The 14,454-nt window shown below is 71.3% G+C and carries 16 protein-coding genes and 1 tRNA gene; 6 read left to right on the top strand and 11 right to left on the bottom strand.

The genetic code is table 11. The features are described 5' to 3' along the window. Nucleotides 1-16 precede the first annotated feature (16 nt). Nucleotides 17-826 carry an MBL fold metallo-hydrolase gene (locus SROS_RS07585; RefSeq protein WP_148268984.1) on the top strand — a complete coding sequence of 270 codons (810 nt, stop codon included), beginning with the start codon at nucleotides 17-19 and terminating at the stop codon, nucleotides 824-826. Nucleotides 827-872: 46 nt separating this feature from the next. Here SROS_RS07585 and SROS_RS07580 read toward each other — a convergent pair whose 3' ends face one another. Together SROS_RS07580 and SROS_RS07575 are read right to left on the bottom strand one after the other, a co-directional pair. After that, complete coding sequence (locus SROS_RS07580) at nucleotides 873-2,006, bottom strand: globin domain-containing protein (protein WP_012888314.1); 1,134 nt, start codon at nucleotides 2,004-2,006, stop codon at nucleotides 873-875. A 4-nt stretch (nucleotides 2,007-2,010) separates the two neighbouring features. Beyond that, a complete protein-coding gene (locus SROS_RS07575; RefSeq protein ID WP_012888313.1) occupies nucleotides 2,011-2,685 on the bottom strand; it encodes a pyridoxamine 5'-phosphate oxidase family protein in 675 nt (224 codons plus the stop codon). 350 nt (nucleotides 2,686-3,035) lie between these two features. Here SROS_RS07575 and SROS_RS07570 point away from each other — a divergent pair, with 350 nt between their 5' ends. Then, nucleotides 3,036-3,398, top strand: a complete 363-nt coding sequence (locus SROS_RS07570) for a cupin domain-containing protein (RefSeq protein WP_012888312.1) — start codon at nucleotides 3,036-3,038, stop codon at nucleotides 3,396-3,398. 143 nt (nucleotides 3,399-3,541) lie between these two features. Here the strand turns inward: SROS_RS07570 and SROS_RS07565 are convergent, their stop codons facing one another. Genes SROS_RS07565 through SROS_RS07555 form a run of 3 tightly spaced genes read right to left on the bottom strand, consistent with a single transcriptional unit; the run spans nucleotide 3,542 to nucleotide 6,806 of the window. Further along, complete coding sequence (locus SROS_RS07565) at nucleotides 3,542-4,336, bottom strand: ABC transporter permease (protein WP_052316892.1); 795 nt, start codon at nucleotides 4,334-4,336, stop codon at nucleotides 3,542-3,544. A 17-nt stretch (nucleotides 4,337-4,353) separates the two neighbouring features. Beyond that, on the bottom strand, nucleotides 4,354-5,277 hold the full coding sequence (locus tag SROS_RS07560) for an ABC transporter permease (RefSeq protein ID WP_012888310.1): 924 nt from the start codon (nucleotides 5,275-5,277) through the stop codon (nucleotides 4,354-4,356). Beyond that, nucleotides 5,274-6,806, bottom strand: a complete 1,533-nt coding sequence (locus tag SROS_RS07555; protein ID WP_012888309.1) for an ABC transporter substrate-binding protein — start codon at nucleotides 6,804-6,806, stop codon at nucleotides 5,274-5,276. The genes SROS_RS07560 and SROS_RS07555 overlap by 4 nt, the downstream gene beginning before the upstream one ends. Nucleotides 6,807-7,320: 514 nt before the next feature. Between SROS_RS07555 and SROS_RS07550 the strand changes: the two genes are divergently transcribed. Then, nucleotides 7,321-8,013 carry an HAD family hydrolase gene (locus SROS_RS07550; protein WP_012888308.1) on the top strand — a complete coding sequence of 231 codons (693 nt, stop codon included), beginning with the start codon at nucleotides 7,321-7,323 and terminating at the stop codon, nucleotides 8,011-8,013. Nucleotides 8,014-8,032: 19 nt separating this feature from the next. Continuing rightward, nucleotides 8,033-8,530 carry an NUDIX domain-containing protein gene (locus SROS_RS07545; protein WP_012888307.1) on the top strand — a complete coding sequence of 166 codons (498 nt, stop codon included), beginning with the start codon at nucleotides 8,033-8,035 and terminating at the stop codon, nucleotides 8,528-8,530. A 269-nt stretch (nucleotides 8,531-8,799) separates the two neighbouring features. Here SROS_RS07545 and SROS_RS07540 read toward each other — a convergent pair whose 3' ends face one another. The 3 genes from SROS_RS07540 to SROS_RS07530 all read right to left on the bottom strand — a co-directional run bounded on the left by SROS_RS07540 (nucleotide 8,800) and on the right by SROS_RS07530 (nucleotide 11,092). After that, a complete protein-coding gene (locus tag SROS_RS07540; RefSeq protein WP_012888305.1) occupies nucleotides 8,800-10,068 on the bottom strand; it encodes an SGNH/GDSL hydrolase family protein in 1,269 nt (422 codons plus the stop codon). Nucleotides 10,069-10,164: 96 nt separating this feature from the next. Continuing rightward, the gene (locus SROS_RS07535; RefSeq protein ID WP_012888304.1) at nucleotides 10,165-10,647 is read right to left on the bottom strand and encodes an anthrone oxygenase family protein; all 483 of its coding nucleotides are present in this window, start codon (nucleotides 10,645-10,647) and stop codon (nucleotides 10,165-10,167) included. 64 nt (nucleotides 10,648-10,711) lie between these two features. Beyond that, entirely contained in the window at nucleotides 10,712-11,092 is a 381-nt protein-coding gene (locus SROS_RS07530) for a hypothetical protein (RefSeq protein WP_012888303.1), read from the bottom strand. A 505-nt stretch (nucleotides 11,093-11,597) separates the two neighbouring features. Here SROS_RS07530 and SROS_RS50800 point away from each other — a divergent pair. Next, entirely contained in the window at nucleotides 11,598-11,747 is a 150-nt protein-coding gene (locus tag SROS_RS50800) for a hypothetical protein (protein ID WP_012888302.1), read from the top strand. 66 nt (nucleotides 11,748-11,813) lie between these two features. Here the strand turns inward: SROS_RS50800 and SROS_RS07525 are convergent, their stop codons facing one another. Beyond that, complete coding sequence (locus SROS_RS07525) at nucleotides 11,814-12,614, bottom strand: SDR family NAD(P)-dependent oxidoreductase (protein ID WP_012888301.1); 801 nt, start codon at nucleotides 12,612-12,614, stop codon at nucleotides 11,814-11,816. A gap of 142 nt (nucleotides 12,615-12,756) precedes the next feature. Here SROS_RS07525 and SROS_RS53795 point away from each other — a divergent pair, with 142 nt between their 5' ends. After that, the gene (locus SROS_RS53795) at nucleotides 12,757-13,341 is read left to right on the top strand and encodes a TetR/AcrR family transcriptional regulator (RefSeq protein WP_012888300.1); all 585 of its coding nucleotides are present in this window, start codon (nucleotides 12,757-12,759) and stop codon (nucleotides 13,339-13,341) included. Between the two features lie 157 nt (nucleotides 13,342-13,498). On the opposite strand, the gene SROS_RS07515 is transcribed toward SROS_RS53795, so the two are convergent. Next, a tRNA-Arg gene (locus SROS_RS07515) sits at nucleotides 13,499-13,573 on the bottom strand. A gap of 81 nt (nucleotides 13,574-13,654) precedes the next feature. Then, the gene (locus SROS_RS50795) at nucleotides 13,655-14,041 is read right to left on the bottom strand and encodes a C40 family peptidase (RefSeq protein WP_052316891.1); all 387 of its coding nucleotides are present in this window, start codon (nucleotides 14,039-14,041) and stop codon (nucleotides 13,655-13,657) included. Nucleotides 14,042-14,454 lie beyond the last annotated feature (413 nt).

Here is a 14,454-nt window from a genome sequence, read left to right as displayed (position 1 = left end):
GGGAATAATGCGACGTATGGAAGGTCGGTGGATCGAAGTGGCCGATCGGGTGCTGGTCCGGCGCTATGCCGAGCTGGACCTGTCGGTGGGGCTGGTCATGGGTGACGGCGGCTGCCTGGTGGTCGACACGCGGGGGGACGAGCGGCAGGGAGCCGAGCTCGCCGCAGAGGTGCGGCGGATCACCCGGGATCCCTGGACGGTGGTGATCACCCACTCGCACTTCGACCACAGCTTCGGCACGCGGCCGTTCCTGGAGTGTCCCGTCTGGGCGCAGGAGGGCTGCCGGGCCGACCTGGTCGAGGAGGGGGCGAGGACGAAGGAGGCCTGGGCGCGGCGCTACCGGGAGGAGGGCCGCGCCGACATCGCCGACGACATCGCCAAGACGGAGATCATCCTGCCGGACCGGCTGGTGACCGACAGGGCGGAGCTTGCCGTCGGCGGGCGCGACGTCGTCATGTCCTACTTCGGCCGCGGCCACTCCGGCAACGACCTCGTCGTCCACGTGCCGGACGCCGGCGTGGTGTTCGCCGGTGACCTGGTGGAGAACGGCGCGCCGCCGGCCTACGGCGACGCCTACCCGCTCGAATGGCCCGCCGCCGTCGACGGTCTGCTCGGGCTGGCCGGCGACGGCGCCGTGGTGGTGCCCGGCCACGGGGATCCGGTGGACCGCGAGTTCGTCGTCGCCCAGCGCGCCGAGATCGCCGCCGTCGCCGGGCTCTGCCGGGAGGTGGCCGCGGGCCGGATGAGCGCCCAGGAGGCCGTACGGCTGTCGCCCTATCCCGAGGACACCACCAGGACCGCGCTCGGGCGCCCGGCGGGAGGCTGACCGCCTCCCCGTCCCACCGTGTCCCGGGCGGAGCGGGGCACGGCCTTCACAGCACCGCGAGGCTGGGGGCGGCCCCGGGGGCGAACTCGGTGTGGATGCGGTCGAAGGGCACTCCCAGACCGAGCAGGCGGTTGGCCGTCACGCGCACCATCTCGGACGACCCGCACACGAAGACGTCCCCGTCGGGGACGATCCGGTGGTATTCCAGGGCGTCCACGGCGCTGTGCCTGCGCCATCCCTCCGGGTCGTCGGAGACGGCGTGGACGATGCGCAGGCGCCTGTGCTGGGACCGCAGGCGTTGCAGGTCCTCGTTGTCGTAGGCGTCGCCGCTGCGCCGGACGCCGTGGAAGAGGTCGATGGTGGGGCGGTCGGGCACCCACACCGACTCCTCGATGAGCGCCTTGAGCGGAGCCAGGCCCGTGCCGCCCGCGATGAAGATCAGGTGCGAGGTGCTCGCCCGGTCGAGCACGAGAGATCCTCGGGGCGGTCCCAGCAGGAGGCTGTCGCCCGGCCGCGTGTGGTGCATCAGCGCCGTACTGACCCATCCGCCGGGCACCATCCGCACGTGGAAGGTGAGCAGGTTGTCCTGGCGGGGCGCGTTCGCGATCGAGTACGGGCGCCAGACCCGGGGCCAGTGCGCGCTCTGCAGGGTGGCGTACTGGCCGGCCCGGTACGGGTAGGGGTGGTCGGGCTCGACGGTGATCACGGCGATCTCGGGGGTGCGCACCTCGTGCGCGACCACGGTGCCGATCCAGGCCGGGGGCGTCTGGACGGCGTCCTGCTCGGCGGCCTGGATCATCACCTCGGCGATGTAGTTGTAGGCGGTCATCCACGCCTCGTCGTAGGCGGGCAGCCAGGCGCCGCCGGCGTTGAACCGCATCGCGGCGACCAGGCAGCTCCCGACCGCCGGATAGTGCTCGGGCTGGACCCCGTACTTGCGGTGGTCCCGGGCGAGCTGGCCGAGGTAGTCGTTCAGGCCCGCGCCGTCCTCCAGGTTGAGCACCACCTGGGTGAGCGCGTGGAGCAGGCGGTCGCGCTGGAGGTCCATCGCGGGAGGGAACATCTCACGGATGTGCGGGTAGTTGGCGAAAAGCCTGCCGTAGAAGTGCTGGGTGACCTGGTCGGCCACCGGTTCGACAAGCGACCAGCTGCGGCGGATGAGCCCGATGTCGATGTTCATGTCGTCACCCGGCCGACTTTCCCGCCTCTTCCGGCTCCCGGGTGACAGAGCGCACCCGTCCGACACCGAAGTAGTCGTCTCCCGCCGGCCTGCGGGCCTGCGGCCCTCGCTCCCTGCGGTCCTGTCTGGTCAGCAGGGGGATGTGCTTGGAGCAGTGGATGTAGGCCTCCTCGACCTCGACCATGACCCAGCGCTCGGCCCGGCGGCCGGGCGCGGTGCGGTCCTCGTCGGCCAGCCCGTAGCGGCGGGCCGCGTCGTAGGCGGTCGTGATGGTCGCCGGACCGTTGACGTGCAGTCCCACGAGGTCTTCGAAGAAGTCGACGAACAGCAGGCTGATGTGCGCGTTCTCCATGATGTTGCCCAAGCTGGCGAGGACGCCGTTGCCCCGGAACTCCGGATACATCAGCCTCCCGTCGTCCACCACACGGACGAAGCCGGGCGGCCCCGCCCGGAACGAGGTGTCACAGTTGCCGGCGGCGTCCGCGGTCCCCACGAAGACCATTTCCTGCCGGGCGACGAAATCCCGCATGTGAGGCGTCAGGCGGTCGACGACCTGACGCTCGTAGAACCGCTCCGCCCGGTCCCTGGTGGCGAAAAGCCGCTGGAGGATGTGTTCCCCTCTGGATCCCGGCAGTCCCTCGCCGTCGTCCAGAGCCTCATACGGCGTGTGCTGCCCCATCACATGGCTCCCATTGATCCCCGACCACAAGCTCGTGACATGGGCGGACACCGGTCTCATGCTCGGATGGCCCCGGCGGCGGAACACCGAACCGGGCGGTTCCGCCCACATAAGCGATGGAGCCTAGACCATAGGCACCCTTGTCCGAAATGGTGTTGAAACTTTTCTTCGCTAGTCATGAGGCATGCTCAATTATGTGCGCTCCCATGGGAACGGTCCCATGATCCGCCGCGACACCGCCCGCCACAACCGGTCATAAATCGCTGTTATCGCAGGTCAAGGCAGTGATCAATCTTGATCGACGCTATTGGTGGTGTAAGACTCGAATGTGAGGGTAAGGGGGAGCGATCATGATCGAGGTGAAGGGCACCGACAAACCAGATGAGCGTCGCGACTTCCCGATGGGGCACATCGACGTGTTCAACCTGCCGGGGCTGTGCTTCGGCGTGGCCACGTTCGAACCCGGGTGGCGATGGTCGGAATCGGTGAAGCCGATCGCCGGCACCGACTCGTGCGAGGCGCACCACAACGGCTACGTCGTCAGGGGCAGGATGCACCTGCGGATGGACGACGGCACGGAGGCCGAAGCGGGCCCCGGCGACCTCTTCGTCGCCACACCCGGACACGATGCCTGGGTGGTGGGCGACGAGCAGGCCGTGGTCTACGACTTCGCGGGCGCGGCAGCGGAATACGCCAGGGCGAGGGAGAGCTGATCGGGCGGCTCGCGGGCCGTCGCGGACCCCGGCGCGCACGGCGCACCCGGGGTCCGTCGCGATTGGACCGGTCCAGGCCGCGCTCACCCCGCCGGGTGAGCGGCGCGGAGCGCGTCGGTCACGAGCGTGATCCCAGGCCGCGCTCACCCCGCCGGATGAGCAGCGCGGAGCGCGTCGGTCACGAGCGTGATCCCCAGGCTCGCCAGAGCCAGGGCGACCGCCGGCACGACCGCGAGCCGCGGTGTGACCACCAGCAGAGCCGTCGCCTCGTTGACCATCCCGCCCCAGTCGACGTGCGGCGGGGGCGGGCCGATGCCGAGGAAGCTCAGCGAGGTGGCGGCGACGAGGGTCTTGGCCAGGTCACCGGTGGCGACGGTGAGGGCGGGCCCGATCGCGTGCGGGACGATGGTACGGCGCAGCAGGTGGAGCCGCGAGGCGCCCATGGCCCGGCTCGCCAGCACGTGATCGGACGCCGCCGTCCGCAGGACCGTGGCGCGGACGACGAGACCGCAGCTCACCCACCCCAGCGGCACGAGGGCGATGAGGACGGTGACCGGGCCGGGCGGCAGCACGCCGGCCAGGGCCAGCGCGAGCGTGAGACCGGGCAGCGCGAGCGCCACCGTGGCCGCCAGCCTGAGCAGCCGGTCGGGCCGGCCGCCCACCAGCCCGGCCACGGCACCGGCGACCGTGCCGACCGAGGTGGTGACGGCGGTGACGGCGAACGCGAGCAGAAGCGAGGCGCGGCCCGCCTCGGCCGTCCTGGTGAGCAGGTCGCGTCCGAGCTGGTCGGTCCCGAGCCAGTGCTCCCCGCTCACCGGGAGCAGGGCCCGCGCCAGGTCCGGCCGGTGAGGGTCGTAGGGCGACAGCACGGGCGCCGCGCAGCAGAACAGGACGATCGCGCCGAACAGCAGGGCGCCGGCGACGCCGCCGGCGGGCATCCGCGGACGGTGGCCCGTCACCGTCGCACCCGGGGGTCGGCCACCGACACGCACAGGTCGGCCAGGGTCAGGACCACCACGGTCGCGAGCGCGGTGAGCAGGACGTATGCCTGCACGATCGGGATGTCCCGCTGCCGGATCGCCGTCACGGCGAGCTGCCCCACACCGGGCCAGGCGAACAGGGTCTCGACGATCACCGCGCCGGCCAGCAGCTCGGCCAGCACGACGCCGGCCGCGGTGATCGCACCGGGCGCGGCCGCGCGCAGCGCGTGCACCACGACGGTGCGGCGCGCGCTCAGGCCCTTGGCCACCGCGAGTTTGACGAAGGGCAGCCGCGCCACGGCCGCCAGGTCGGCCCCCAGCAGCCGCAGCAGCGTGGCCGCTCCGGCCAGGCCGAGGGTGACCGCGGGCAGGATCACCGCCCCCGGGGAGCCGTCCCCGCCGGTCGGCAGGGCCCGCATGCCGACGGCGACCACACTGATCAGCAGGATGCCGACGATGTACGGCGGGACCGCGGCGACCGCCACCGTCACGACCCGCGCGATCCGGCTGTCGAGGGCACGCGGCCGGAGCGCGACGCGGACCGACACGAGCACCGCGAGCCCGACCGCGACGAGCGAGGCCGTCCCGGCCAGCCGCAGCGTCGCCGGGACCCGCGACAGGATCTCGGCGGCCACCGGCGCGCGGTCGGCGTAGGAGCGCCCGAAGTCGCCCCGCACCACGCCGAGCAGCCACTGGAGGTACCGGGAGAAGAGCGGCCGGTCCAGGCCGAGCTCGCCCCGCAGGACGGCCACGCTCTCCGCGGTGGGCTGGACGCCGCCCCGGCGGAGGATCTCCTCGGCCGGGTCCCCGGGGGCCAGCGACGTCAGGAGGAAGGTCAGCACCGACAGCGCCAGCAGGACCGGGAGCATCTCCGCCACCCGCCGCAGGGCGAGGGTCACCGCGACGGCGCCAGCTTGGCGAGGTCGACCAGATAGGCCGGACTCTGTGCGAGACCCGTCACCCCGGCGCTCGTCACCACCGGGTTGTCCTGGTAGGCGAGCGGGATCATCGGCCGATCGGCGGCGAGCAGCCGCTGGACCTCGTGGTAGAGCTCGCGGCGCTCGTCCGCGCCGCCGGCGGCCGCGGCCCGGTCGATCAGCCGGTCGAAGGTATCGCTGCGGTAGCCCAGGTTGCGGTCGCGGTTCCAGGCCGCGTCGGAGCGCAGGAACCGGCGGAACAGGTAGTCGGGGTCGCCGTTGGGCACGCTGTAGGCGCTCAGGAAGAGGTCGTAGTCTCCGGCCTCCATCACCGCCCTGGTCGCCTCGGCCACGTTCACGCGGGCGGGCAGGCCCACGTCTTCGAGACCGGCGCGCAGCACCTCGGCGATGTCGGCGTAGGGGAACTGGCCGGTCTCGGACGACGAGATCAGGATGGAGACCGGCCGGGCCGGACGGCCCGCCGCGTCGATGAGCCGGCGGGCCCCGGCGGGGTCGTACGCCGAGCGGACGCCGGGGTCGGAGAGGGCGCCGAAGACCGGCGACAGGAACGGCGAGCCCGGCGCCGCCGTACCGGCCAGCAGCTTGTCCGCGATGGCCTGCCGGTCGATCGCCAGGTCCACCGCCTCGCGCAGCGCCGGGTCCGCGAACGGCTTCCGGGAGGCGTTGAAGGTCAGGTAGTGGGTGAGCACGGAGGGGGTCCGGGTGACCCGGAACCTGCCGTCGGCGGCGACCGCGGCGACCTGCCCGGGGAGCAGCGCGCCCTTGTCGATCAGCCCGGCGACCTCTCCGGCCCGCAGCGCCGCCACCCGCGCGTTGGCGTCCGGGATCGTCTTCACCACGATCCTGTCGAAGGCCGGCTTGCCGCCCCAGTAGCCCGGATTGGCGGCCAGCTCCACCTGCTGCCCCTTCGACCAGGAGGCCAGCGTGTACGGCCCCGTGCCCACCGGCTTGCCGGTGAAGTCTCCGCCGGGCCCGAACGCCGACGGCGCCTGGATCATGCTGTAGAAGTCGGCCAGCCGGGCGGGCAGGTCGGCGACCGGCTCGGCCAGGGTGAACACGACCTTCCCGGCCTCGGCGCGCACACCGGCGAGCTTGCCGTAGGCCGCCTCCATGCCCGCGTCGAGGCTGAAGAAGGCGGACGGCCTGGGCGCGATCCGCCGGAACCGCTCGACGTTGGCGACGACCGCCTCGGCGGTCAGCGGCGTCCCGTCGCTGAACCTCACGCCGCCGCGCAGGGTGAACGTCCATCTCCGGCCCCCGTCGGAACGCTCCCACCCCGTCGCCAGCGCCGGCGCCGGACGCATCTCGTCGTCCAACGTCACCAGGGGCTCCCACACCCGCAGCGTCCGATGGGTGAAGTACGGATCCTCCGGGCCGGCCGCGAGATCGCGCGGAGCGGCGAGGACGAGCCGTCCCGCCGCCTGCCCCGCGCTCCCCTGCCCGCCGCAGGCCGCCAGGGCGGCCAGTACGGCCGCGCCCAGCACGGCCACGGCCCTTGCCCTCGGCCGGACGCCCCCGCGCGTCCCCGCCGAGATCGGAAAGCGCGTCCCGCGCCGGCTCCTGTCCACGTGATCATCCTTTGCGGTACGGCGCGGCGGCCCCGCGCGTTGCCGGGCCACCCGGAGGCGGCCCTCGACATGACACCGACAGAACGATAACCATTTTTATGCGATTGGCGCCTTTTCGGGCTGTCACGAGATCGCATCACAGCTCGGATGCGACCGCCAGCCCCCGATGTGAGCCGTACCGGCCACGTGCGAAGCGCCGGACGACGGACCCTCCGGCCACCCCCGAACGGCCTGCCGGCCCCCGCCCGGGGGTGGCGGATATATGGATAGAAGGCTCGTGGTACTAGTTGGTACCGTTCGCGGGCCGACAAGAGAACGGGAGAGGCGTGGACCTGACAGCTCTCGCCGAGGTCGAGCCGCGCGGTCCCCTGGGCCCCGGAGCCGCGCGGCGGCGCGTCACGGCGGCCGCCGACAACACGCTTCCGGAGGTGCCGTCTTGAGGTTCGAGGGACAGGTGCTCATCTTCGACGCCGACGACACGTTGTGGGAGAACAACGTCCTGTTCGAGCGCGTCATCGACGACTTCACGCACTGGCTGGAGCACCCGACGCTCGACAGGACCGAGATCCGCGCCATTCTCGACGACATCCAGGCGGCGAACGCGGTCACCCACGGGTACGGCAGCAAGATGTTCCTGCGCAGTCTCGACGAGTGCCTGGAACGGCTGCGCGAGCGGCCGGCGACCGCCGCGGAGCGCCGCCACCTCGACGAACTGGTGATGGCCCTCGTCGAGCACCGGGTGGAGCTCGTCCCCGGCGTCGCCGAGACGCTCGCCGACCTCGGCAGCCGGCACGACCTGCTCCTGCTCACCAAGGGCGACGTGGACGAGCAGCAGCGCAAGCTGGACGTCTCGGGACTCGCACCCCACTTCCGTGACATCCACATCGTGGCGGAGAAGAACCTCGACACCTACCGGTGGCTCACGCGGGAGCACGGGCTGGCTCCCGCGACGAGCTGGATGATCGGCAACTCCCCGAAGTCCGACATCCTCCCCGCCCGGCAGGCGGGCATGAACGCGGTCTTCATCCCCAACGACAACACCTGGGTGCTGGAGCAGAGCGAGCTCGACCCCGCCGACGGAGGCGTGCTGCTGCTGCAGAGGTTCTCCCAGCTGCCCGACCACTTCTGACAACGGAGGCGACCCCGACATGAGCACCGCCCCGTCGCCGGACGGACCCGCGCGGCCGTCCGAGCCCCTCGCCGGGCCGGCACGGAAGACGCCCGCCGTCTCGTGCGTGTTCGTCTGCCACGACGGCCACGGCCGAGTGCTGCTGGCCCGTCGCGGGGCCGGCGCGCGGGACGAGCCCGGGACCTGGGACTGCGGCGCCGGAGCGCTCGAATACGGCGAGTCGTTCGAGACGGCCGTCGCGCGGGAGGTCCGCGAGGAATACTCGACCGGCGCGCTGGAGATCGAGACGATCGGCGTCCGCAACGTCCTCCGGGAGGAGCCGGCCTCCCACTGGGTCGCCGTGATCTTCGCGGTCAAGGTGGACCCCGCCGGAGTCGCCATCGGCGAACCTCACAAGTTCGACGCGCTGGAGTGGTTCGCGCCGGACGCGCTGCCGCACCCGCTGCACTCCCAGCTCGCGGAGAGCCTCCGGCTGTTCCACGCCTGGCAGGGGTCCTGGACAGGTTCTCCGCCTTGAGCTGATGGTGGCGGAGGTGATCACCCTCCGCCACCACCTGGCCCTGCGTGGCGGAAGCCGGGATCGGCTCGCCTCCGGCGTGGCGGGCGGGATCCTCGCCGACGAGCGACGCCACGTGCCGTTCCACCGCGATCGGCTGCGCGACTCCTTCCGGAAACCACCGGTGACGCTCCGGCACTCTCAATGCTTCCGAGCGGTTTCAACCCTGAAGGGCCGTCTGTCCGGAAGCATCGAGGCGCCGCACATCGCCACGAACGAGCGGATCGCCGTTAATCAAGGTCGGCCGGGTCGATGGCGTGAGCCGTCGCGCGATATCCGGCGTCGTTGAGGTGCAGATGGTCGCCGCTGTCATAGGCGGGGTCGAGCTGGTCTTCGTCGGCGGGCGAGGCCAGAGCGCGGTCGAGGTCGGCCACCGCGTCGTACTCCCCCGAGGTGCGGATCCACGCGTTGACCTCGTCCCGCTTGATCTCGCTGCGCGCGTTGTAGTATCGCGATCCCTTCATCGGCGGCAGTGTGGCGCCGATGACCCGCAGGCCGCCGGCGCGGGCCTGCCGGATCAGGTCGCGGTGCGCGGCGATGAGTTCCTGGGCGGAGACCTCGGTGGGCGGCGCGCCCATCGGCGAGGGGGCTTCACTCATGCCGATGTCGTTGATGCCTTCCAGGATGACGACGGCGCCCACGCCTGGCTGGCTGAGGACGTCGCGCCGGAACCGGGAGGTCGCCTTGTCGCCGAGCCACTCGGAGTCGACCGTCACCCGGTTGCCGCTGATGCCCTGGTTGAGCACGGCACGGGCCCGGCCTGCGGCGGCCAGGCGCTCGGCCAGCTCGTCGGGGTAGCGGTTGTCGGCCTCGGGCCTGGCCCCGTAACCGTCGGTGAGGGAATCGCCGAAGGCGACCACGCCGTCGCGGCGCGGCGCCCCGATGACGTCTACCCCGCTCAGGTAGTACCAGGACTGCGAGGTCTGGGCAAAGGCTGTGGCGCCGCTGTCGGCCCTGTGGTCGCCGGCGGAGCGGTAGCTGGTCGCCAGGGCCTGGGCGTGGTACGTCGCCGGGCCGGTCGGCGCGGCCAGGTAGAACGTGACCGTCACCGAGTCCAGTGCGCCCAGCGGCAGCGGCACCGCGTCGCTGGCCAGCTCGGCGCCGGCCGGGATCGTGAAGGAGCGCGCCCGCTTGACGGTGAGGTGCCGAAGCGACCCCGGCCGGATGGCGGCACCGTTCGCGGTGCGGGCGATGGTGGCGCCGGTGACCTTCAGCGGGGTGCTGCCGTAGGCGTTCGACAGCCGGACGCGGACCGCCACTCCGCCTACGCTGACCCGGACCACCTGGCGGATCGTCTGGTTCGCGAAGCCCTGCTCGGACCAGTTCGGGGTGTAGTTCGCGCCCGGGCGCTGCGGCGAGGCGGTCCAGCTGGCGCTCCAGCCGCGGGCCGTGGCGGCGGCCGGGGCCGGGATCGCCGCGAACGCCACCCCGGAGCCCGCCAGCAGCGTGGCGAGCGCGGGGGCCAAGATGGACAGCAGTCGCCGTGGTACGACATGCATGGGGGATCTCCTGACGGTTGGCTGCACGCGCGGAGCACCCGCACAGCGGTTCAGATGGTCGGCGAGGACCTGTGAAAGGAGTGGCACGGTCGCCCGTCATCCAGCGGGGCCGGACTTCCTGAACCGGTCGCCGCCGGCGACGAGAAGGACGATGAGGAGGAACGCGAGGAACGCGGTGGTGGTCCGCAGAAAGTGGAATGCCTCCCACCGCTGCAGGATCGCCGCGTGGTCGGCCGGGGCCGAGGTGACGGCCCACTGCTTGATCTGGCCGTTGATGGGGACGTTGCCGAATCGGGTGACCAGGAACGAGGTCACGGCCAGGGCGGCCGCGCCCGCGGCGAGGAGCCGCGAGGAGGCGCGCGTGATGACGGCGAGTATCAGTGAACTGAGCACCGCCAAGGCCATCAACGTCTGCATGACGAGGCCGTTCACCTGCATCAGCGCCGTGTGGAAGGTGAGGCGCACATCGAGGGGCACGACCCGGAACGCGTATGCGACGTTCACGGCGCCATAGCCGAACGCGCCCGCGAGCAGGCCTGCGGCCAGAAGCGCGAACGCTCTGACGGTTCGGACCAGCACGATGAGATCTCCTGTGAGAATGAGGAAGAGGGGTGCGCCCGGCGCTCTGGGCCACCTTCGACGGTCAGCCTTCCGGTACACCCCGGGTGATCGAGTCGACCCGGCGCATCCGGCCGTCCGGGGCGAGTTGCCCGAACATGTACACCTGTGTCACCAGGGTCTTCCCCTTCCGCATGACCGCGTGCATGGTGTACCGGGCGGCGGCTCGGTCTGCGGCCAGCAGGGTCTCGTGCACCTCGACGCGGCAGCTCACCACGTTCTTGCGGGTGGGCCGGACGTGGTCGATGAGCCTCTGCCGGTCCAGGAGGATCCCGTCGCTGTAGTACTCGAAGTCCGGCACGTAGTAGCGGTCCAGCACCACCCCGGGATCCTCGTCCCCGAAGGCCAGTTCGTCGGGCAGCGAGATGAGGAACGCCATGAACTTCTGCTCCGGATCGGTGGACATGTTTCTCCTTCAGACGACTCGAAATTGGCCATCATGGCCATGTCCCCGTGTTCGAGGTTGTGGCAGTGCATGACATAGCGGGTGCCGCTCCAGCGGCAACGGCGATCACAACGGCCCGCAGCGCGGTTCGCCGAGTGAATTCAGCCACGAGAGGCCCTCTCGGATTGAGCTTGCGCAAGCATCGGGCGCGCCGGCGACAGCGCACCGGGGTCGGTCAGGTCTCGCCGGCCGCTCCACGAACACCGCGGGGCAGCAGGCCGCGCCCCTGGCGATGCCCAGCAGTCCCGCACCGCGGTTTCGGCATCACGGGTCATCTCGATTGCCTCCATGAGTGAATTCAGGCTGCGATCATCGCCCGAGTCACGCCCGCGGACGTCCTACCTGGGGAGATGCCTTCACTACGCCGCGGAGCGCAGCCGTGGGCGGCAACTACCACGCCGGGAGTAGCGCGCAGCCTCCGACCTGGCGCGGAAGAGGCGATCCGGTCGGGCCCCACTGTGCGGGGATGAGGTCTGAGCTTGCCTGGCGCCCGCTGACGACGGACGTGTCACTCGCGGCACTGGTCGGCGCGCTGCCGGCCATCCAGGAAGCCGGCGGCAAGGCCAAAGGCTGCTTCACCGTCCGCGCCGGACTCCCCGTGAAGGACCTCCTGTGATCCGCGTGGTGCTCGTCGACGACCAGGCCCTCATCCGCGGACCGGGAATGATCCCGCAGAGAGGTGTCATGCTGTGGGGAGCATCGCGCGGCGTCCGGGAGCGGCAGGGGACTGGCTGGTCATTCCTCCGTCCACCACCAGAAGCTGTCCGGTCAGATAGCGGGATTCGTCGGAGGCGAGAAAGACCATGGTGTAGCCGATGTCCTCGGGAGCGCCAAGGTAGGGAAGCGCGTTGTATCCCTTCAGCGCCTCGATCACCTCGGCGGGAAGGTTGTCCAGAAGCGCCGGGGTCATGATCGCTCCCGGGGCCACCGCGTTGCAGCGGATGCCCTGCGGGCCGTACTGGACGGCGATGGACTTGGTGATGTTGATGACCGCCGCCTTTACCGCTCCGTAGGAGATCTGGAGTACGTCGCCGACCAGGCCGGCCACCGAGGCGGTGTTGATGATCGAGCCACCGCCCGCCCGGATCATGTGCGGGACGGCGTGCCGGGAGCCCGTCAGGGTGGAGCGGACGTTGAGGTCGACGGCCCGGCTGAACTCCTCCATGTCGAGGCGGAGCAGGTCGAGATCCTTGCGCGGGTCCGTCCCGCCCACGTGGTTGCAGAGCACGTCCAGCCGCCCGAACTCGTGCACGGCCGCTTCCACCATGTCGCCCACGGACGTGTCGTCCATGACGTCCACCGCGCACGGCACCGCCTGGCCACCCGCCTCGATGATGGTGGCGGCGGCACTCTCGGCCGATGCGGCGTCGTAGTCCGCCACGAGGACGCGGGCGCCCTCGCGGCTCATCAACTCCGCCGCGGCCAGGCCGATCCCGCTGCCCGCGCCGGTGATGATCGCGACCTTGTCCTTCAGGCGATTCATGGGCTGCTCCTCTACTCGTCCCGCGGATGCCCGCGAGCTTCTGCTCGTCCCGGGCCGCCCGCGAGCTTTGTCAACATTGATGACCAGCGTAAGTCATCTATGATGACTTATCGCCCCGACCCCACCGAGGAGCACGTCCACCATGACCACACGCCTGCGCGCCTCCAGGCCCCGGCAGTCGGCGGCGGTGACCCGAAAGGCCATCCACGACGCCGCGCACGAGCTCTTCCGCAACGAGGGCTTCGACGCCGTCGGCATACGGGCCGTCGCCGCCCGCGCGGGGGTCGACGCGGCCCTCGTCATCCGGCACTTCGGCTCCAAGGAACGGCTGTTCCTGGAGGCGATGACGGTCGACCTGCCAGCGATCAAAGTCATGGAGGGCCCGCTGGAAGGGATGGGCCGAGCGATCGTGGAGCACGTGGTGTGCCTGCCGTCATCCAGGCCGGGCGCGTTGGCTGTGACCGCTCTCGCCGCTCTGTTCCGGGCCTCGGACCGGGAGGAGGTGCAGCGGAACCTGCGGGAAACGATCGAGAACGTCTTCGCCGAGCCTCTCGTCCGGCGCCTGGAGGGCGGCGATGCCGAGCTGCGCGCCCATCTGATCGCCGCGCAGCTCGGCGGGCTGCTCACCAGCATGCATGTGGTGCAGGACCCTGTGCTGCTCGCGGCCGACCGGAGCGCGATCGTCGTCCGATACGGAGACTCGATCCAGCAGCTGATCGGCACCTGACCGTCCGGCCGCGCAGCGTCCCGTCAGCGCCACCCGCAGGCCGTCCGCGCTCCGCCGGCCCGCACGGCCGGACTCGGTGGCCCAAGACGGTAGTCCCAGAAAAACAAAACGACCTGCGTTGCCGCAGGTCGTTGTCGGGTTTCCCCAGGTGAAGCGTTGGTGCCCCCTGCAAGATTCGAACTTGCGCTCCCGGCTCCGGAGGCCGGTGCTCTATCCCCTGAGCTAAGGGGGCCAACGAGTGATTAGATTACCAGCATCTTGAGGGGAACCGACACTCGCGGCGCGAAGTAGGTGATCTCAGGGGCACCGGCCCTCAACTGGCAGGTGTCCGGGGGGCCGGACGGACCGCGCCTCGGTAGCGCGAGCGGTAGTAGGCGGAGGCGGCGAAGTCCGTCGTTTTGACGACGTCACCGGTCTTGGGAGCGTGCACCATGACACCGTTCTTCACGTAGACGCCCACGTGGGTGGGGTCTCCGGTGCCGCCTCCGAAGAAGACCAGGTCTCCGGGACGGAGCTGGGAGAACGGCACACGGCGCCCCTGCCGGAACTGGCTGCCGGTGTAGTGGGTGAGCGCGGCCCCCGCCCTGGACCAGGCGTGCAGCGCGAGGCCGGAGCAGTCGAAGCCACCACCGGTCGGGCCCGCGCTGGAACCGCCGCCCCAGACGTACGGCCTGCCGACCTGGCGGAGCGCCGCGGCCACCGCCGTCTGTCCCGGTGAGGGGAGGCGTGACTGCCGGGCAGGGGCCGACAGGGAACGGGACGCCTCCGGCCTGGCGGAGGAGACGACGGCCGGCTGGCGGACCCGCGAGGGTGATCCGGGGCCGGAGGAACCGGCGAGGCCAGAAGGTCCGGAACCGGCGGAGCGAGGGGCGCCGGAGGATCCGGAAGCGAGGGAAACGGCGGCATCGGAGGAACCGGGGCCAGAAGGACCGGTGCCGTCAGGGGATCCGGAACCGGGGAAGCCCGCGGCGCCGGGGGACTCGGGGCCACCGGAGCCAGAAGAGCCGACGGCGTCGGGGGATCCGGGGGCGGAGACGGTGGCGTCCGGAGGCCGGGGGACGCCCCTGCCGGAGAGAGTGTCCTCAGCGTCGCCCCGGGCGGCCCGGGGTGGGA

The sequence above is a fragment of the Streptosporangium roseum DSM 43021 genome (genome assembly GCF_000024865.1).
GTDB classification, from domain to species: domain Bacteria; phylum Actinomycetota; class Actinomycetes; order Streptosporangiales; family Streptosporangiaceae; genus Streptosporangium; species Streptosporangium roseum.
This window is presented reverse-complemented; position numbering and strand designations above follow the sequence as displayed.

What these genes read in the sequence shown, in the direction of transcription:
- SROS_RS07585 (WP_148268984.1), top strand. Translation starts at nt 17, where the DNA reads ATGGAAGGTCGGTGGATCGAAGTGGCCGATCGGGTGCTGGTCCGGCGC.
- SROS_RS07570 (WP_012888312.1), top strand. Translation starts at nt 3,036, where the DNA reads ATGATCGAGGTGAAGGGCACCGACAAACCAGATGAGCGTCGCGACTTC.
- SROS_RS50800 (WP_012888302.1), top strand. Translation starts at nt 11,598, where the DNA reads ATGAGGTCTGAGCTTGCCTGGCGCCCGCTGACGACGGACGTGTCACTC.
- SROS_RS53795 (WP_012888300.1), top strand. Translation starts at nt 12,757, where the DNA reads ATGACCACACGCCTGCGCGCCTCCAGGCCCCGGCAGTCGGCGGCGGTG.
- SROS_RS07525 (WP_012888301.1), bottom strand. Translation starts at nt 12,614, where the DNA reads ATGAATCGCCTGAAGGACAAGGTCGCGATCATCACCGGCGCGGGCAGC.
- SROS_RS07540 (WP_012888305.1), bottom strand. Translation starts at nt 10,068, where the DNA reads ATGCATGTCGTACCACGGCGACTGCTGTCCATCTTGGCCCCCGCGCTC.
- SROS_RS07580 (WP_012888314.1), bottom strand. Translation starts at nt 2,006, where the DNA reads ATGAACATCGACATCGGGCTCATCCGCCGCAGCTGGTCGCTTGTCGAA.
- SROS_RS07565 (WP_052316892.1), bottom strand. Translation starts at nt 4,336, where the DNA reads ATGCCCGCCGGCGGCGTCGCCGGCGCCCTGCTGTTCGGCGCGATCGTC.
- SROS_RS07545 (WP_012888307.1), top strand. Translation starts at nt 8,033, where the DNA reads ATGAGCACCGCCCCGTCGCCGGACGGACCCGCGCGGCCGTCCGAGCCC.
- SROS_RS07530 (WP_012888303.1), bottom strand. Translation starts at nt 11,092, where the DNA reads ATGTCCACCGATCCGGAGCAGAAGTTCATGGCGTTCCTCATCTCGCTG.
- SROS_RS07575 (WP_012888313.1), bottom strand. Translation starts at nt 2,685, where the DNA reads ATGGGGCAGCACACGCCGTATGAGGCTCTGGACGACGGCGAGGGACTG.